General features: G+C 74.5%; 15 protein-coding genes. 9 read left to right on the top strand and 6 right to left on the bottom strand.

Annotated features, from left to right (window positions below):
* Positions 1 to 154: 154 nt before the first annotated feature.
* Both ftsY and RM540_RS11215 read left to right on the top strand, forming a co-directional pair.
* Positions 155 to 1,135, top strand: a complete 981-nt coding sequence (ftsY, locus tag RM540_RS11220) for a signal recognition particle-docking protein FtsY (RefSeq protein WP_311664095.1) — start codon at positions 155 to 157, stop codon at positions 1,133 to 1,135.
* Between the two features lie 202 nt (positions 1,136 to 1,337).
* Positions 1,338 to 2,678, top strand: a complete 1,341-nt coding sequence (locus RM540_RS11215) for a GWxTD domain-containing protein (RefSeq protein ID WP_311664093.1) — start codon at positions 1,338 to 1,340, stop codon at positions 2,676 to 2,678.
* Between the two features lie 140 nt (positions 2,679 to 2,818).
* Here the strand turns inward: RM540_RS11215 and RM540_RS11210 are convergent, their stop codons facing one another.
* The 3 genes from RM540_RS11210 to RM540_RS11200 form a co-directional block, all read right to left on the bottom strand.
* Entirely contained in the window at positions 2,819 to 2,992 is a 174-nt protein-coding gene (locus RM540_RS11210) for a hypothetical protein (protein WP_311664091.1), read from the bottom strand.
* 386 nt (positions 2,993 to 3,378) lie between these two features.
* Positions 3,379 to 3,567, bottom strand: a complete 189-nt coding sequence (locus tag RM540_RS11205; RefSeq protein WP_311664089.1) for a lasso RiPP family leader peptide-containing protein — start codon at positions 3,565 to 3,567, stop codon at positions 3,379 to 3,381.
* A gap of 337 nt (positions 3,568 to 3,904) precedes the next feature.
* Positions 3,905 to 4,093 carry a lasso RiPP family leader peptide-containing protein gene (locus RM540_RS11200; RefSeq protein ID WP_311664087.1) on the bottom strand — a complete coding sequence of 63 codons (189 nt, stop codon included), beginning with the start codon at positions 4,091 to 4,093 and terminating at the stop codon, positions 3,905 to 3,907.
* 241 nt (positions 4,094 to 4,334) lie between these two features.
* Between RM540_RS11200 and fmt the strand changes: the two genes are divergently transcribed.
* From fmt to RM540_RS11175, 5 genes are all read left to right on the top strand, one after another.
* Positions 4,335 to 5,288 carry a methionyl-tRNA formyltransferase gene (gene fmt / locus RM540_RS11195; protein WP_311664086.1) on the top strand — a complete coding sequence of 318 codons (954 nt, stop codon included), beginning with the start codon at positions 4,335 to 4,337 and terminating at the stop codon, positions 5,286 to 5,288.
* A gap of 53 nt (positions 5,289 to 5,341) precedes the next feature.
* Positions 5,342 to 6,382, top strand: a complete 1,041-nt coding sequence (locus tag RM540_RS11190) for an AAA family ATPase (protein WP_311664084.1) — start codon at positions 5,342 to 5,344, stop codon at positions 6,380 to 6,382.
* Between the two features lie 461 nt (positions 6,383 to 6,843).
* Positions 6,844 to 7,866: an HPr(Ser) kinase/phosphatase gene (hprK, locus tag RM540_RS11185; RefSeq protein ID WP_311664082.1), complete on the top strand. Its 1,023-nt coding sequence runs from the start codon at positions 6,844 to 6,846 to the stop codon at positions 7,864 to 7,866.
* 197 nt (positions 7,867 to 8,063) lie between these two features.
* Positions 8,064 to 9,098 carry a M23 family metallopeptidase gene (locus RM540_RS11180; RefSeq protein ID WP_311664080.1) on the top strand — a complete coding sequence of 345 codons (1,035 nt, stop codon included), beginning with the start codon at positions 8,064 to 8,066 and terminating at the stop codon, positions 9,096 to 9,098.
* Positions 9,099 to 9,274: 176 nt separating this feature from the next.
* Complete coding sequence (locus RM540_RS11175; protein ID WP_311664078.1) at positions 9,275 to 9,493, top strand: DUF2795 domain-containing protein; 219 nt, start codon at positions 9,275 to 9,277, stop codon at positions 9,491 to 9,493.
* A gap of 130 nt (positions 9,494 to 9,623) precedes the next feature.
* Here the strand turns inward: RM540_RS11175 and RM540_RS11170 are convergent, their stop codons facing one another.
* A complete protein-coding gene (locus RM540_RS11170) occupies positions 9,624 to 9,845 on the bottom strand; it encodes a hypothetical protein (RefSeq protein WP_311664077.1) in 222 nt (73 codons plus the stop codon).
* Positions 9,846 to 10,099: 254 nt separating this feature from the next.
* Positions 10,100 to 12,640 (bottom strand): response regulator, encoded by a 2,541-nt coding sequence (locus tag RM540_RS11165; RefSeq protein ID WP_311664076.1) that lies wholly within the window; start codon positions 12,638 to 12,640, stop codon positions 10,100 to 10,102.
* Positions 12,641 to 12,976: 336 nt separating this feature from the next.
* Here RM540_RS11165 and rlmD point away from each other — a divergent pair, with 336 nt between their 5' ends.
* Positions 12,977 to 14,464: a 23S rRNA (uracil(1939)-C(5))-methyltransferase RlmD gene (gene rlmD, locus RM540_RS11160; protein WP_311664075.1), complete on the top strand. Its 1,488-nt coding sequence runs from the start codon at positions 12,977 to 12,979 to the stop codon at positions 14,462 to 14,464.
* A gap of 80 nt (positions 14,465 to 14,544) precedes the next feature.
* Here the strand turns inward: rlmD and RM540_RS11155 are convergent, their stop codons facing one another.
* A complete protein-coding gene (locus tag RM540_RS11155) occupies positions 14,545 to 14,973 on the bottom strand; it encodes a hypothetical protein (RefSeq protein WP_311664074.1) in 429 nt (142 codons plus the stop codon).
* Between the two features lie 173 nt (positions 14,974 to 15,146).
* Here RM540_RS11155 and RM540_RS11150 point away from each other — a divergent pair, with 173 nt between their 5' ends.
* The gene (locus RM540_RS11150; protein ID WP_311664072.1) at positions 15,147 to 16,169 is read left to right on the top strand and encodes an NAD-dependent epimerase/dehydratase family protein; all 1,023 of its coding nucleotides are present in this window, start codon (positions 15,147 to 15,149) and stop codon (positions 16,167 to 16,169) included.
* Positions 16,170 to 16,232: the final 63 nt, after the last annotated feature.

The following is a 16,232-nucleotide window of genomic DNA, read 5'->3' as shown; positions in this document are numbered from 1 at the left end:
ACGAAAAGTTCCACGGCGGCTCCCGCCCCGCCCCTTGCGCCGGACGGGCGGGGCGGGCACGTGCTCTCCCTGCTCTCTCCGCTCTCTCCGCACACGCGCCGGGGATCTCCCGCCCCGCCCCGCCGGTACCGCTTGGGCACCACCGACCGACGCGATGGCCCTGTTCGGGTTCAAGAGAAAGCAGAAGGAGCAGGAGCAAGAGACGCTCGAGGCCGGCCTCGAAAAAACGCGGACGGGCCTGTTCGACAAGCTCAGCCGCGCCGTCGCCGGCAAGGACACGGTCGACGACGACGTCCTCGACGACCTCGAAGAGGTCCTCGTGACGTCCGACGTGGGCGTCACGACGACGGTCGACGTGATCCGGCGGATCGAGGCGCGCGTGGCCGAGGACAAGTACGTCTCGACGGCCGAGCTCCAGGGCCTCATCCGGGCCGAGATCGCGAACCTCCTGCTCCAGAACGCGCCCGAGCGCCCGGCCGACTTTGACGCCCCGCTCCCGTCGACGCCCCACGTGGTCATGGTCGTCGGCGTCAACGGCGTGGGCAAGACGACGTCGATCGGCAAGATGGCCCACCGCTACAAGGTGGCCGGCAAGTCGGTCCTCCTCGGCGCCGCCGACACGTTCCGCGCTGCGGCGACGGAGCAGCTCGACGTGTGGGCGGGGCGGGCCGGCGTCCCCATCATCAAGCAGTACCAGGGTGCCGACCCGGCGGCGGTCGCCTTTGACACGCTGGCTGCGGCCAAGTCCCGCGACACCGACGTGGTCCTCATCGACACGGCGGGGCGGCTCCACAACCGGGTCGGGCTCATGGACGAGCTCGCCAAGGTCCGCCGGGTCATGGACCGTCAGGTGGCCGGCGCTCCGCACGAGGTGCTCCTCGTGCTCGACGGGTCGACGGGCCAGAACGCGCTCCGCCAGGCTGAGGCCTTTACCGAGTCCGTGGACGTGACCGGGCTGGTCCTCACGAAGCTCGACGGGACGGCCAAGGGGGGCATCGTGATTGGCATTTCCAACGAGTTCCAGATCCCCGTTAAATACATCGGCGTGGGCGAGGGGATCGACGACCTCCAGGTCTTCGACCGCTCGGCCTTCGTCGACGCCCTGTTCGGCGACGGCGCGCAGAGCGCCGGGTAGAGCGCCTCCCGCTCCGCCCCGAATGCTGCGCCCGCCGCTCCGTTTCGACCGCTGCGCCGGCTCGCCGCCCCGCCCCGCCCGTTCGCTCGGCACGCGCGACGGTTCGCCGCGTCCGCCGCGTCTGCGCCCCCGCCCCGCCCGACCTTAGGGATCCGGGTTTCTGCCGGTTTCCACCCCTCGACCCCGCGCTCGCCCTGAGCCTATGCGCGCCTGCTACCTCGCCGCGCTCGCCGTCCTGACGGCCCTCGTCGCCATCCTGCCTCCGGTCGCCGCCGCCCAGACGGGCGGCCCGGCCGTCGACCTCGTCACGCGCCGCGCCGGCGGTCCGGCCTCGGGCGGGGCGGCGGACCAGGTGCGGCTCGACGTCTACGTGGCCGTGCCCCACACGGCGCTCCAGTTCCTCGCGCGCGGAGACGCCTTCGAGGCCCGCTACGCCGTGACGGCGCAGGTGTACCGCGCCGGCGACGACGGCGACCTCGGCGCCGCCGTCGCCAGCCGTACGGCGGCCCGCGAGGTGGCGGCGCCCAACTACGGGGCGACGCAGAACCCGGCCGTCGAAGACCGCGCGGTTCTCCCTGTTGGCCTCGCGCCGGGCCGCTACCTCGTCCGCGTGACGGTCGAGGACGGCGCCAGCGGGCGGACGGCGACGACGGAGGAGGTCCACACGGTCCGGCCCCTCACGCGCGGGGCCGTCGCCGTGAGTGACCTGCTCCTGCTCCGCGCCGCGCCCGGCACGCCGGCCTCGGAGCCCGTCGTCGGGGCCACGATCCCGACCGACGCGGGCTCGTTCTGGGCCTCGTTCGAGGTCTACAGCGCGGCCCGTCGCGATCTCCAGGTGACGACCGTCGTGACCGAGCGGGGCGGCTCGCGCGAGCGCCCGTCGTTCGGGGCGCTCCTCGGCCTCGCACCGCGCCGCGCCGCCGACTACGGCGTCGCCGTCACGACGGCGCTCGCGGTCGGGGCGGGGCGGACTGAGGCGGCCGTCGAGATCGACGCCGACAGCCTCGACGTCGGCGACTACACGCTGACGCTCCGGCTCGAGACGCTCCGCGGCGACCTCCTCGCCGAGACAGCCAAGCCGTTCGCCGTCCGCTGGACCGGGCTCGAGGGTCAGATCGCTGACGTCGACCGTGCCATCGACCAGCTCCGCCACGTGGCCGGGTCCGACGTGATCGCCGCGATCCGCCGGGCGGCGACGCCGGCCGAGCGGTACAAGCGGTTCCTCGCCTTCTGGGACCGCCGCGACCCCTCGCCGGGGACGCTCCGCAACGAGCGGATGGAGGAGTACTACGGGCGCGTGGCGTCGGCCAACCGGCGGTACTCGCGCGGCCGCGTGAGCGGGTGGAACACGGACTTCGGCGAGGTCTACATCCAGTTCGGGGAGCCCGACGAGGTCCAGGAGCGGGGCTCGAACTACGGCACGCGGCCGTACCAGGTGTGGCGGTACTACGAGCTGGGCCGCCAGTTCATCTTCACCGACCCCACGGGGTCGGGCGACTTCCGGCTCGCGATCCCCACGTGGGACGAGCGAACTCGGATGTAGACCGCCCCGCCCCCGAGGCACGGGCGGGCGGTGAGCGTGGGCGGGGCGGCTGCGGAGCCCACAACGCAGAGCGAGCCCTACGACCCGAAGGACGTAGGGCTCGCGTCGTGCTCAGGCCGCTCGGCGGCCTGGCCGCCTGCTCAGGTGCAGGTCTGGTCGTCCGCCGTGGTGCAGATGTCGAGCGACCCGTTGGAGGTGCCGACGACCTGGCCGTTGGTAAAGATCTGGTCGGTCTGCGCCGAGGTCTGGTCGGCCGCCGTCAGGATGCGGACGTGGCCGAGGTCGATCAGGGCGGGGGAGGTGTAGGGCTTCATGGCGAGGTGGGTTGGTGAGAGGGGAGTGACCAACCTAGCGGGGCGGGGGGGGGCGGGCGGCGTAGGGCGCGGCACTACGAGGGGGCGGTGCGCCGAAAATCACTCTAGCAGCCCCGTCCAGGGGCGCGCCTCGCGGGTTCATCACCTGAAGCGCACCTGAAGGCCACCTCCTCAATACCTCTCTCTCGACGTTCCGGGACCGCCGCCCCGCCCTACACCTTCGGGCGGGGTGGTCCTTGGCCGTCGAGCGCGGCCTCTCGCCAGAGACGGCCGTCTTGCTGCGGGCGGGGCGGGCGAGGGCCATAAAGCACGCGAGCCCCGCGCCACGAGGGCGCGGGGCTCGGCCGGCGGAGGGCGCCGGGACTCGGACTACGCGGGCGGGGCCTCTACTTGCAGAGGTCGCCGGGGCGCGGCGGCTTGGCCGGCGAGACGCAGGCGTCGAGCGAGCCTGTGCTCTCCCCGATCTGGTTGCCGGAGTCGAGGATCGAGTCGGTCTGCATCGACGTCTGGTCCGCCGCGGTCAGCGTGCGGACGTCGCCGATGTCGGTGAGTTGGGGGGGGGTATAGGTCTTCATGGCTGTGCTGGGATGGTGGACGTGGGATCGAAGCGTACGGCGCCTGGGAGCGGCCCGCTGTAGGGCGCCGCCGCGAGGCATCGTAGGAGAAACGCCTGTGCACGCGCTGTGCCACGGCTGGGCGGGCACCGAGAGCAGGCGTAGAGCGACCCTCAGGGTATAGAACGTCCTTGCGTCACTGTCGCTACAACGCGTTGCCGTTCTATATGATAGACGTGCTCGTCGGGCCAGAGGGACAGTCGCAGACGAGCGGGCTGCGCTCGGTGGTCGCACCAACAGAGCGAGCCCCGCGCCGAAGCACGGGGCTCGCGAGTCCTGCCTGAGCGGTCTAGAGACCTCAGGTGCAGGTGTCGCCGGGCTGCGGGTTCGGGCTCGGCGAGACGCACGCGTCGAGCGATCCCTGGCTCGTCCCGATGGACTCGCCGTTGTTGAAGATCTGGTCGGTCTGCGTCGACTGCTGGTCGGCCGCGGTCAGCGTGCGGACGTCGCCGAGGTCGGCGAGGGCGGGGGTGCTGTAGGTTTTCATATCGGAGGGGGTTCGAGGAGTGTGAGTAGGCGGTTGCCCCGTGGGGAGGGCGCAGCCTGGAAGAGGGGCGTGTCAATGCAGCGCCAGTCCCCGCCCCGCCCTGAACAACGCGCGGCGTTGACACGGGGCCGCTCCCGTGCGCGTCGGTATACGCCCGCCGGGGGCGGGGTGGAGACGCCCGCCCCGCCCGCGTCCCGCCCGTGCCGCGGTGCGCCACCTGGGCGCGCCGCTAGCTTCCGGGATGGCCGACTCCCCGCGCACCGTGTTCATGGGCACCCCCGACTTCGCGGTGCCCTCTCTCGACGCCCTCGTCGCCGCCGACCTCGCCCCGGTCGCCGTCGTCACCGTCCCCGACAAGCCGGCGGGGCGGGGGCAGAGCGTGCGGGCTTCGGCAGTGAAGAAGGCCGCCGAGCGGCACGGGCTGCCCGTACTCCAGCCCGCGTCGCTCCAGGACGAGGCGTTCCACGACGCGCTCCGCGCTCTGCGGCCGGACATCCTGGCCGTCGTCGCCTTCCGCATCCTGCCGCCCGAGGTCTACGAGGCGGCAACGCTCGGCGCGTTCAACCTCCACGGGTCGCTGCTTCCGGCCTACCGCGGGGCCGCCCCGATCCAGCGGGCGCTCATGGACGGCGTGGCCGAGACCGGCGTGACCACGTTCTTCCTCCAGAAGACGGTCGACACGGGCAACGTCATCCTGCGGCGCCGGCTCGCCGTCGGGCCGGACGACACGGCCGGCGACGTCCACGACCGGCTGGCGGCGCTGGGCGCCGAGGCCGTCGTCGAGACCGTCCGCCGGATCGCCGCCGGCGAGGCCCACGCCGAGCCGCAGGACGACGCACTCGCCAGCCCAGCGCCCAAGCTGTTCCGCGACGACGCCCGCATCGACTGGTCCCGCCCCGCCCGCGCCGTCCACGACCACGTCCGCGCGCTCTCGCCGTACCCCGGCGCGTGGACCGCGTGGGCGCCCGCGGGCGAGCGCGAGACGCTCAAGGTGCTCCGCACGCGCGTCGACGCCGAGGGCGGGGCGGTGGGCGCCGCGGGCGCCGTCGTCGAGGCCGACGGCCGCCTCGTCGTCGCGTGCGGCGAGGGCGCCGTCGAGGTCCTAGAGGTGCAGCGCCAGGGGAAGCGGCGGATGAGCGTGGCCGACTTTCTGAACGGGGCCGACCTGGGCACCGGCGCCGTCCTCGGCGAGTAGGGGGAGGGCTGCGCCCGCCCCGGCGTTCCCCCCCGCGCGCCCCTCCCGCACCCATGACCGACCCGTCCCCCGTCGCCCCGCCCCGCCCCGCCCCCGAGGCGGACGCGCCCGACCTGGGCGCGCTGACCGAGCAGGTCGCCGAGGCCAGCCGGTTTGTCGGCCCGCTCCTCGACGCCGTCGGGCGCGTGGTCGTCGGGCAGGCCCAGATGGTCGAGCGGCTCGTGATCGGGCTGCTCACCGGAGGCCACGTGCTCCTGGAGGGCGTGCCGGGGCTGGCCAAGACGCTGACCGTCTCGACGCTCGCGCAGGCCATCGACGCCCGGTTCCAGCGCGTCCAGTTTACGCCCGACCTCCTCCCGGCCGACCTCGTGGGGACGCTCGTCTACAACCAGGCCGAGTCCAGCTTCCGCGTCCAGAAGGGGCCGATCTTCGCCAACGTGGTCCTGGCCGACGAGGTGAACCGGGCGCCGGCCAAGGTGCAGAGCGCGCTCCTGGAGGCCATGCAGGAGCGGCAGGTCACGATCGGGGAGACCACGTACCCGCTGCCGCGGCCGTTCCTGGTCCTGGCCACGCAGAACCCGGTCGAGCAGGAGGGGACGTACCCGCTGCCCGAGGCCCAGGTCGACCGCTTTATGCTGAAGACGGTCGTGGGCTACCCGACGCGCGACGAGGAACTGGAGATCATGCGGCGGATGTCGCGCGGCGCCCCGCTCGAGCCGGCGGCGCCGGTCGTGACGCCGGACCAGATCCTCGACGCGCGGCGCGTCGTGGGCGGGGTGTACGTCGACGCCCGCGTCGAGGAGTACGTGGTCGACCTCGTGCTGGCCACGCGCGAGCCGGCCCGCTACGGGCTCCCCGACGTCGAGGGGCTGGTGGCCTACGGAGCGAGCCCGCGCGCGTCGATCGCGCTCGCGCTGGCCGCCCGCGCGCACGCGTTCCTGGCGGGGCGGGCCTACGTCACGCCCGACGACGTCCGCGCGCTCGCGCTCGACGTGCTCCGCCACCGCGTGGCCGTGACCTACGAGGCCGAGGCCGAGGAGGTCGCCTCCGACGCCGTCGTCCGCCGCGTGCTCGACGCCGTCGACGTGCCGTAGAAAAGGGAAAAGGGACGCGCGGGCGGGGTGGTGCCCGTTTTGTTCCGCCCCGCCCCGTGTCGGCATGGGCGGGGTGGTGACCGGCGAGGCCGCCGTCAACGAGAGGCGGCGGCAGTTTCCCTCCTGGCCCCCGCGCAGCGTCGGCGCAGTCAAGAGGGGCTAGGACCCAAAGGGCGAGGTGGTTGTGACGCGGGCGAGACGGTCCGGCATGACGCCGCCCCGCCCGGCGAACGACCCGCCGCCCCGCCCGTCGCCACCCCGCCCGACGCCGCGGCCTGACGGCGTTGCATGCAACGCCGCTACGACGGCCGCCCCGCCCTCATGCACCGCGGGCGGGGTGGGGCATTTTCGCTGCCCGCCGATATTCCGGTCGTTTTCCGCCCCGCCCGTGGCGCCACGCCGCCATCTTCCCGTACCCCGTACCCCGTACCCCGTACCCCGTACCCCGTACCCCGTACCCCGTGCGTCAGCCCCAGCCGTTTCGGAAAGAGTCGATCACGGTCCGCGACCTCGTCGCGCGGCTCCGGGACCGGGTCGGGATCGAGATCGAGTCGGCCAACGGCGTCGACGCGTCGGACCACGTCGTCACCGAGCGGCACGTCCACCGGCCCGGGCTCGTGCTGGCCGGTTACGCCGAGCACTTCGAGCACCAGCGGCTCCAGGTGCTCGGCAACACCGAGTGCCGGTACCTCGCGTGGCGGGGCGAGGAGGGCGCGCGCGAGGCGTTCGGGCAGCTGCTCGCGTTCGGCCCGCCGTGCGTAATCCTCGCCGCCGGCAACGCGCTCCCGGACGACCTCCTCGCGCTCGCCGACGACGCCGACGTCCCGGTCTACCGGACGGCGCTCCCGACGGTCCCGCTCCTGGACCGGGTGCGGGCGTTTCTCGAGGATCAGTTCGCGCTCCAGCTGACGGTCCACGGCTCGCTCGTCGACGTGTACGGGATCGGCCTGCTGCTGACCGGCGCGGCCGGGATCGGGAAGTCGGAGATGGCCCTCGACCTCGTCGAGCGCGGCCACCGCCTCGTGGCCGACGACGTGGTGATCGCGTCGCGGAAGTCGGAGGGCGTGCTCATGGGGTCGGGGACCGACCTCGCCGGCCACTTTATGGAGATCCGCGGGCTGGGCATCATCGACGTCCGGGCCATGTTCGGCGTCCGCGCGGTCCGCCACCAGAAGCGGATCGAGCTCGTCGTGCGTGTGCACCCCTGGGACAACGACGAGGAGTACACGCGAATCGGGATGGTGACGGAGATGACGCCGCTCCTGGGCGTGGACCTCCCGCTCGTGAAGCTCCCCATTACGCCGGGCAAAAACGTGACGGTCATCTGCGAGGTGATCGCGATGAACCACCTGCTCCGGCACTACGGGTACGACCCGGCCGAGGCGTTTGCGGCCCGGCTCCGCGACCGGATCCAGGCGAAGGGCGCGGGCGCCGCGCCCGGCGGGCGCCGCGGCGTCGAATGGTTCGAGGAGGACGTGGAATAACGTGCCGGGTGCGCCGGAGCGCTCGTCCGGCCGTAGGGCGGGGCGGAAGGGGCGGGCGGGGGGAGACCGGGGCGGGGTGGCGAAAGGGCGCCCCACGCCCCTACCTTAGCGATTGGTCCGCCGACGGCGGGAGGGCTGCGGCCCCCGGCCCGGTTGTTGCGCCGGGCCTCCACCTCTGGGTCCACCACCCCGCCCGTATGTCCTCCAACCGCTACTACTACTACGACCACGACGCGGGCGCCTTCGTCGCCGTCGAGGCGGGCCGCAGGGCGGGGCGGCGGGCGGGGTGGGCAAAAGTGGGCGCGGCCGCGGCCCTCGTGCTCGGCGTCGTGGGGATGGGCGTCGCGAGCGAGGCGTCGACCGGGGCGGCCGCGGCGCCGGCCGAGACCACGCAGGCCGAGGAGATCAGCGTGCTCCGGGGCGAGCTCGCGGCGGCCAACGCCCGGCTCACCTCGTTCGCCGCGCGCGTCGACGTGCTCGCGGAGACGGACCGGGAGCTGTACCGCACGGTCCTGGAGGCGGACCCGGTTCCGGCGGGCGGGGCGGTCGGCGAGACAGAGCCGGAGAACGCGGCGCCCGTCGTTCCGGTGCGGCGCGTACGCGACGACGCGTTTGCCCGCTTCTCAGAGCCCACGGCCGACCTCCTGGAGGAGACGACCGAGGCGTTCGACCGGCTCGAACGCCAGCTCGCGCTCCAGAGTGAGTCGTACGACGAGCTCCGCAGCTTGGCCGCCCGCCGCGACGCCGTGCTCCGCCAGCAGCCGGCGATCCTCCCGCTCAAGAACGCGCGGCTGACGTCGGGCTTCGGGATGCGCCGCCACCCGATCCTCCGCGTCTCGCGGCTCCACGCCGGCGTCGACTTCGCGGCCCCGGTCGGCACCCCGCTCTACGCCGCCGGCGACGGCCGCGTCAGCTTCGTGGGGACGCGGGGCGGGTACGGGACCGTCGTCGAGATCGAGCACCCGCTCGCGGGCAAGCTTACCCGCTACGCCCACCTGTCGCGCGCGGCCGATGGCGTCCGCGAGGGCGCGCGCGTCCGCCGCGGCCAGACCGTCGCCTACAGCGGCGACAGCGGGCTCTCGACGTCGCCGCACCTCCACTACGAGGTCCGCCAGCTGGACGCGGCGCGGACGCCGCTCAACCCGGTGACGACGTTCGTCCCGGACGTGGCGCCGGCCGAGTACCGCCAGATCCTGGCCGCCGCGCGGGCGCCGACGGCGTCGTTCGACTAGGGACCGCCCCGCCCGCGGCGAAGGGCCGGGGAGAGCGCCCGGAGGCGCCGGCGGAGCGGGCGGGGCGGCCGTCCCCACGGAACCTGCACGGGGGCGGGCGTTGCATTTGCCCGCGGCGGGTCCTATCGTGCGCCGGCGCTCTAGACGACCCTCCTCCCGACGATCCCCGCGAGACCATGTATTGGACGCTCAAGTTTGCCGCGACCCTCGAAGACGCCCCCTGGCCGGCGACGAAGGACGAGCTCATCGACTACGCCGACCGCACGGGGGCGCCCGCCGAGGTGATCCAGAACCTGGAGGAGATGGAGGACGACGGCGCTCCGTACGAGAGCATCGAGGAGGTGTGGCCGGACTACCCGACGCACAACGAGGACTTCTACTACGAGGACGACTGAGCGGGGCGGGGGCGCCTAGCCCCGGCGGGATCTCGCGCCCGCTTACCCCGCCGCCGGCGCCTTTTCGTAGAAAGGGGCTCCGCCCCGCCCGGGCGGGGTGGCACGGCGGAGGCGGCGGTCCGGCGTCGCCCTAGGCCGCGGCCGCGGCTTCTCCGAACGCGAACACGCCGAGCGCGTCGTCGACGAACCGGCGCGCGGCGCGGTCCGCCGAGACGGCCGACCGGAACTCGGGCGTCGACGCGTGGAGCTGGAGGCCCCGGTGCAGGACGGCGAACGCGAAGCGGGTGCCCTCGGGGACGGACTGGACAACGACGTCGAAACCGCGGTGGCGGAGGATCGGGCGTGCGGGCATGGGGCGGGGCGGGGGGTGAGGGGCACAGAACGTATCGGAGGGTTACACCATTCCCTTGAGGGCACGCGCTCGCCCGCCCGCGCCGCCCGTTCGGCGGCACGATTTGTACGCGCCAGCGTGACGCATCCGGCCGGTGTACCCCCGCGGGGCGGGGCCGTCCCAGCGCGGGGCGTTCTGGCCGCCCCGCCCGCGCACCGCTTTGCCCCTGTGCCCCGTGTCCGCCCTGCCCGCCTACCGCCCCGCCCGCGGCGGCCTCAGCGCGAGACGACGGGCGGGGCGGTGTGGAGCCGGCCCCGGGCCTCGGCCACGTTCTCGCGGAACGCGAGCAGGCCGCGCTCGAGCGCCCGCACGCCGTCACGCGGGGCCGACCCCGTCCGGGCCTCGACCTCGAGGCGGTGGGCCTGCGCGGCGAGCGCGTCGGCGCCGAGCGTGCCGGCGGCCGCCTTCAGCTTGTGGGCTGCCGAGACGACCTCAGCCGCCGACCCCGACAGCTCGGCGAGCAGCGAGACGTCGGTGCGGAGGTAGGCGTCGAGGATCTCGCCGACGAGCCCGTCGTCGCCCTCGCAGATCGGTCGGAGGTGGTCGAGAACGGCGTCGGCCGATAGCGAGCCCTCAGAGCCGCTGGTCGGGGGCGGGGCGGCTTCGGGCGGGGCGGCTTCGGGCGGGGCGGCGTCCGGCTCCGCGGGCGGGGCATCCGTCGGCGCGGGGCGTGCACCATCGGGCGGGGCGGAGCGCCCGGCGACCGTCTCGCGGAGCGCGTCGCGGAGCGCGCCGGGGCGCACGGGCTTGGCGAGCACCCGGTCCATCCCGGCCGCCCGGCACGCGGCGGCGTCGGTCGAGAACGCGTTGGCCGTCAGCGCGACGATCCGCGGCTGGCGCTCGGGCGGCAGCGCGGCGCGGACGCGGCGCGTGGCCTCGAGCCCGTCCATGCCCGGCATCTGGACGTCCATGAACACCACGTCGTAGCCGCGCCCGCCCGCGTCCGCCGCCGTGACCGCGCGGACCGCCCCGCCCCCGTCCTCGGCGAGGTCGGCCTCGACGCCCGCCTGGCGGAGCAGCCCGAGCGCCACGCGCTGGTTGACCGCGTGGTCCTCGACGAGCAGCACGCGGAGGCCGCCGAACGCCGGCGGCGAGGGCGCCGCCGGAGCGTCGCACGTGTCCGGGTCCGCCCCGCCCAGGCCGGTCAGGGCCGCCTCGAACGCCGCCGTGCGGAGCGGCTTCGTCAGGACGGCGTCGAACCGGCCGGCCGTGGGGACGGCCGCGCCGAGCGGCGCGAGCAGGAGGAGCGGGCGGTCGGCCAGGTCGGGGTGGAGCCGGAGCCGCTCGGCGAGCCCGACCGCCCCGCCCGCGCCCAGCGTGAGGTCGACGGCGGCCAGGTCGTAGCGGCCCCCGCCGTCTACCCAGGCGAGCGCCTCGGCCGCCGACGCCGCGGCGCGGACCGTGAGCCCGGCGCCGGCGGCGAGGTCGGCGACCGCCCGGCGCGCGTCGTCGTGGTCCTCGACCACGAGCAGCGTCCGGCCCGTCGGGGCGGGGCGGGGCGGCGGCCCGCTCAGCTCGGGGAGCGACAGCGTGACGTGGAACGTGGACCCCTCGCCCGGCTCGCCCTCGGCCCAGACCTCCCCGCCCATGAGGGCCACGAGCCGCTTCGAGATGGTCAGGCCGAGGCCCGTTCCCCCGAACCGCCGCGTGGTCGAGGCGTCGGCCTGGGCGAACGAGTCGAAGATGGCCTCGGCGCTCCCGGGCGCCAGCCCGACGCCGGTGTCGACCACGCGGACGTGGAGGGCCGCGCGGCCCCGCCGCCGCTCCGCGCACGCGACGTCCAGGACGACCGAGCCGGCGTCGGTAAACTTGACGGCGTTCGAGAGCAGGTTGAGCAGGACCTGCCGGAGCCGGACGGGGTCGACGAGCACCTCGCACGGGACCTCGGGGCGGACCCGGCACACGACCTCGACGCCCTTCTCGGCCGCCGCCCGGGCCACGAGCCCGACGGCCTCGTCGCAGAACGGGCGGACCCCGACCGGCACCTCTTCGAGATCGACCCGGTCGGCCTCGATCTTCGACAGGTCGAGGACGTCGTTGATGATCGAGAGCAGGGCCTCGCCCGACGCCTGCACCGTCTCGACGTAGTCGCGCTGGTCGCGCGTGAGGTCGCTGGCCGCGAGCAGCTCGGTCATCCCGATGACGCCGTTCATGGGCGTGCGGATCTCGTGGCTCATGGTCGCCAGGAACTCCGACTTGGCGCGGGCCGCCCCGAGCGCCTCGCGCCGCGCCTCGTCCATGAGCCGGAGGCTCCGGTGGACCGTCCGCGAGACGAGCGCCGAGAGCACGGCGAGCGACACGAGCGTGGCGAGGTACGCATTCGTCGGCACGAGCGGGTCCTCGACGGCGAGCGCCACGGCCGCCGCCGCGGTCAGGAACGCGGCCGAGAACGCGACGACGCCGCGCGTCGACGTCATCCCCGCCGCGCAGCCGACGAACGTGAGCACGACCCCGAACGCCGTCGCCGGCGAGAGGCCGCCGACGTAGCTCAGACCGATCTGCCACACCGAGACGACGAGGAAGAGCGCGTAGACCAGGACCAGCATGTTCCGCCGCGCCCACATGCTCGTGACCATGATCCCGGCGAGCGCCACGGCCGAGAGCCCGAGCGCGAGCCGCCCCGCCGCCGGCCCCACGGTGCCCTCGCCGAGCGCGTACGCCGCCCCAATGGTCACGAGCGCCGCCCCGCCCACGAACAGGAGCGCCTGGTAGAGGAGGAGCCGCGGGGCGGACGGGGCGGTCTCGGACGAAGCCATGCGGGAGATTCGAAGCGGACCGGCACGATGGGTAACGGGTCCTGGCCGGACGGGCGCGGAGGCGGGCGCGCCAGGGCGGCGCGGGCCGACGGCGGCGGGCGGGGTGGGACTACGCAAAGGGCGCGCCGGGTCGCCCAGGCGCGCGGGCGCGTCCGCCCCGCCCCCGGCGCCGACGGGCGGGACGGACGCGGCGCCCGCCGTGGAGGACGCCGGGCGGGGCGGCACCGTCCGCCGGGGACGTTCGGTCGGGGCGGGGCGGCCGCCGACTCCCCGCGCGCTCCACGGGGCCGCCCCGCCCGGCCGGTATCTTCGGCGCCCGCTCCCCGCCCCGTGCCCATGTCCGCCCCCGCCCCGCCCGCCCCCTCCGCCCTCAAGCGCGGCCGCGAGGTCGAGCTCACGCTGGAGCAGTTCGCCGACCGCGGCAAGAGCCTCGCCCGCCTCGGCGGCGAGACCGGCCCCGATGGCACCGGGCGGGGCGGGTTCGTCGTGTTCGTCGCCGGCGCCGTCCCGGGCGACCGCGTCCGCGCGCGCGTGATCAAGCGGAAAAAGAGCTTCGCCGAGGCGCGCGTGCTCGAACTCCTGGAGCCCAGCCCGCTCCGCACCGAGCCGCGGTGCGAGTACTTCGACGCCTGCGGCGGGTGCAAGTGGCAGCACGTCGAGTACCCGGCCCAGCTCCAGATGAAGGGGGAGGCCGCCGTCGGCGCGCTGCGCCACGCGGGGATCGACCTGGGCGCCGCCGAGCTCCGCCCCGCCCTCGGGGCCGAACTCCGCGACGGCTCGGGCGGGACGTACTTCTACCGGAACAAGATGGAGTTTTCGTTCTCGGCCCAGCGCTGGCTGACCGACTGGGAGGTGGCCTCCGGCGAGACGTTCGACACCCGCTTCGCGCTCGGCCTCCACGTGCCCGGCCGGTTCGACAAGGTCCTCGACCTCAAGGCGTGCTACCTCCAGAGCGAGTGGAGCGCGGCGCTCGTCAACGGCGTCCGCGCGTTTGCCCACGAGCACGGGTGGAAGCCGTGGCACGCCCGCGAGCACACGGGCTTTCTCCGCATCCTCGGCCTCCGCACGCCGGCGCACACGGCCGACCGCATGGTGAACCTGGTCACGAGCCGCCGCGACGAGGAGCGGATGGCGGCGTTCGCGGCCTTCCTCCAGGCCGAGTTCCCCGAGGTCACGACGCTCGTCAACACGGTCAACGAGGGCGTCGCGCAGACGTCGTACGGCGAGGCGCACGTCGTCTTCGGGCCGGGCACGGTCCGCGACAAGATCGGCGACTACACCTACGAGATCGCCTCGAACGCCTTTTTCCAGACGAACACGGTCATGGCTGAGCGGCTCTACGCCGTCGCCCGCGAGTTCGCGCACCTGAAGCCGACGGACACGGTCTACGACCTGTACTGCGGGGCCGGCACGATCTCGCTCTCGCTCGCGGACGCCGTCGAGAAGGTGGTCGGGGTCGAGCTGGTCGAGGAGGCGGTCGAGAACGCCCGCACGAGCGCGGCGGCCAACGGCGTGACGAACGCTACGTTCGTGGCCGGCGACATGCTGGAGCTGTTCAAGCCCGACCTCGTCGAGGCGCACGGCCGCCCGGACGTCCTCGTCCTGGACCCGCCGCGCGCCGGGCTCCACCCCAAGGTGGTCGGCCAGATCGCGCACCTCCGGCCCGAGCGCATCGTCTACGTGAGCTGCAACCCGACGTCGCAGGCCCGCGACCTCCACTACCTCCTGGAAGCCGCCGCCTACACCGTCGAGGCCGTCCAGCCGGTCGACATGTTCCCGCACACGCACCACGTCGAGAGCGTGGTCGGCCTGCGCCTGGCCTGAGCGGGGCGGGGAACGGCTCGGGCGGGGTGGGAGAGACCCGGCCGCCGCCCGGTCCAGCGGGGCGGGGCGGTCGGTCGTCGCTACTGCGTGAGCGAGTCGACCGGGACCGGCTGGTTCTCCGTCGACGCGGCCGGCACGTCGCCGTCCGGGTCCTCAAGAACGGGGGGCTCGTCGCCCGCCAGGAACAGGCCCAGCAGGACGATTGAGGCGATCGCGAGTCCGCCGTGGGCGATGATCACGAAGCCGGGCCACGGCTCGCCGCGGATCTGCCGCGAGAACAGGTACGCCCCGCCCGCCGCCGTCACCAGGAACGCGACCAAGAGCCACCACCCCGTGTTCGCCTCGTGCGTCAGGAGGCCGACCAGGAGCAAGACGACGCCGGACACGGTGAACAGCCCGTGGGCGATCCCGAGCGCCTTGCCCGACGTTTTGCCCATAAAGTGCCAGACGGCCATGAACAGGCCGATCATAGCGCCCCAGATAAAGGCGAAGAGGGCGGCGAGCGTCATCGGGCGGGGTGGGAGAGGTAGTTGCTCTAAAGCGAGGCGCGCGCCGGCGTTTCCGCCCCGCCCCGGATCGGGAGGACCCTGACCGCCCCGCCCGCGGCGGGCGGCGAGCGGCGCGGACCTCCGCCCCGCCCACGGCGTAGGGCGCCACCCCGCCCCGCCCTCTGCGTCCGTCCATGCCGTCTCGTCTCGCGTTCGTCACCGGCGGCACCGGGTTCGTCGGGAGCTGGGTCGTGGAGGAGCTGCTGGGGCGGGGTTACGCCGTCCGCGCGCTCGTGCGGAGCGACCCGAAGTGGCTGGCCGAGTACGATGTCGAGACCATCCGCGGCGACCTGGGCGACGCCGACGCTTTGCGCGCCGGCGTCGCCGGGGCCGACCTCGTGGTCCACGTCGCCGGCCTCACGCGTGCCCGCGACCAGGCCATGCTGGACCGCGCGAATGTGGATGGCACGCTCGCCCTCCTCGACGCTGTCCGCGAGCGGGGCGGGGTGGCGGCCGAGGCGCCACACGCCGCCAGGGCGGGGCGGGTCCTCGTCACGAGCAGCCTGGAGGCCATGGGGCCGAACGCTGTCCGCCCCGACGGCACGCCGGTCCCGGCGACCGAGGCCGACTCGCCCCGCCCGATCTCGATGTACGGCCGGAGCAAGGCGCGCATGGAGGCCGCCGTCCGCGAGCGCTACGGCGACCTCGACGTGACCGTCGTGCGGCCGCCGGCCGTCTACGGCCCGCGCGAAACCGACATTTACGAGATGATCAAGGGCTCCTCGCGCGGCCTGTTCCCCGTCGTCGGGCGGGGCGACGTGCCGCGCCTCTCGCTTGTCCACGTCCGCGACCTCGCGCGCGGCATGGTCGACCTCGTGGAGGCGCCGGTGGCGGCGGGCGAGACGTACTTCGTCGGCGGCCCGGCCTACGCGTGGGACGAGGTGCGGCGCGCCGTCGAAGGCGCCCTCGGTCGGCGGACGCTGAGGCTGCCCGTTCCCGCGGCGCTCGTGGGCGGGGCGGGTGCGCTCGCGGAGCGCGTCGGCGGGCTCGTCGGGCGGCTCCCGCCGCTCACGCGCGACAAGGCGGTCGCGGCCCGCTACGCCTGGACGTGCTCGTCGGCGAAGGCGGGCCGCGCCGTGGGCTACGTGCCGCGCGTTCCGCTCGGCGAGGGCCTGGCCGAAACGGTCGCGTGGTACCGACGGGCGGGGTGGCTGTAGGGCGCGCGCTTGTGGTCGGACACGGCCACCCCGCTCTTGCACCGAACAGCTCGCCCCGCCCCG

The organism is Rubrivirga litoralis, from assembly GCF_031846415.1.
In the GTDB taxonomy this organism is placed as follows: domain Bacteria; phylum Bacteroidota; class Rhodothermia; order Rhodothermales; family Rubricoccaceae; genus Rubrivirga; species Rubrivirga litoralis.
The sequence above is the reverse complement of the archived record's forward strand: the minus strand, read 5'-3'. Positions and strand labels throughout refer to the sequence as shown.

Excerpts from the sequence above, each read along its gene's own strand:
- ftsY (WP_311664095.1), top strand. The coding sequence starts at position 155 with ATGGCCCTGTTCGGGTTCAAGAGAAAGCAGAAGGAGCAGGAGCAAGAG.
- RM540_RS11215 (WP_311664093.1), top strand. The coding sequence starts at position 1,338 with ATGCGCGCCTGCTACCTCGCCGCGCTCGCCGTCCTGACGGCCCTCGTC.
- RM540_RS11210 (WP_311664091.1), bottom strand. The coding sequence starts at position 2,992 with ATGAAGCCCTACACCTCCCCCGCCCTGATCGACCTCGGCCACGTCCGC.
- RM540_RS11205 (WP_311664089.1), bottom strand. The coding sequence starts at position 3,567 with ATGAAGACCTATACCCCCCCCCAACTCACCGACATCGGCGACGTCCGC.
- RM540_RS11200 (WP_311664087.1), bottom strand. The coding sequence starts at position 4,093 with ATGAAAACCTACAGCACCCCCGCCCTCGCCGACCTCGGCGACGTCCGC.
- fmt (WP_311664086.1), top strand. The coding sequence starts at position 4,335 with ATGGCCGACTCCCCGCGCACCGTGTTCATGGGCACCCCCGACTTCGCG.
- RM540_RS11190 (WP_311664084.1), top strand. The coding sequence starts at position 5,342 with ATGACCGACCCGTCCCCCGTCGCCCCGCCCCGCCCCGCCCCCGAGGCG.
- RM540_RS11180 (WP_311664080.1), top strand. The coding sequence starts at position 8,064 with ATGTCCTCCAACCGCTACTACTACTACGACCACGACGCGGGCGCCTTC.
- RM540_RS11175 (WP_311664078.1), top strand. The coding sequence starts at position 9,275 with ATGTATTGGACGCTCAAGTTTGCCGCGACCCTCGAAGACGCCCCCTGG.
- RM540_RS11170 (WP_311664077.1), bottom strand. The coding sequence starts at position 9,845 with ATGCCCGCACGCCCGATCCTCCGCCACCGCGGTTTCGACGTCGTTGTC.
- RM540_RS11165 (WP_311664076.1), bottom strand. The coding sequence starts at position 12,640 with ATGGCTTCGTCCGAGACCGCCCCGTCCGCCCCGCGGCTCCTCCTCTAC.
- rlmD (WP_311664075.1), top strand. The coding sequence starts at position 12,977 with ATGTCCGCCCCCGCCCCGCCCGCCCCCTCCGCCCTCAAGCGCGGCCGC.
- RM540_RS11155 (WP_311664074.1), bottom strand. The coding sequence starts at position 14,973 with ATGACGCTCGCCGCCCTCTTCGCCTTTATCTGGGGCGCTATGATCGGC.
- RM540_RS11150 (WP_311664072.1), top strand. The coding sequence starts at position 15,147 with ATGCCGTCTCGTCTCGCGTTCGTCACCGGCGGCACCGGGTTCGTCGGG.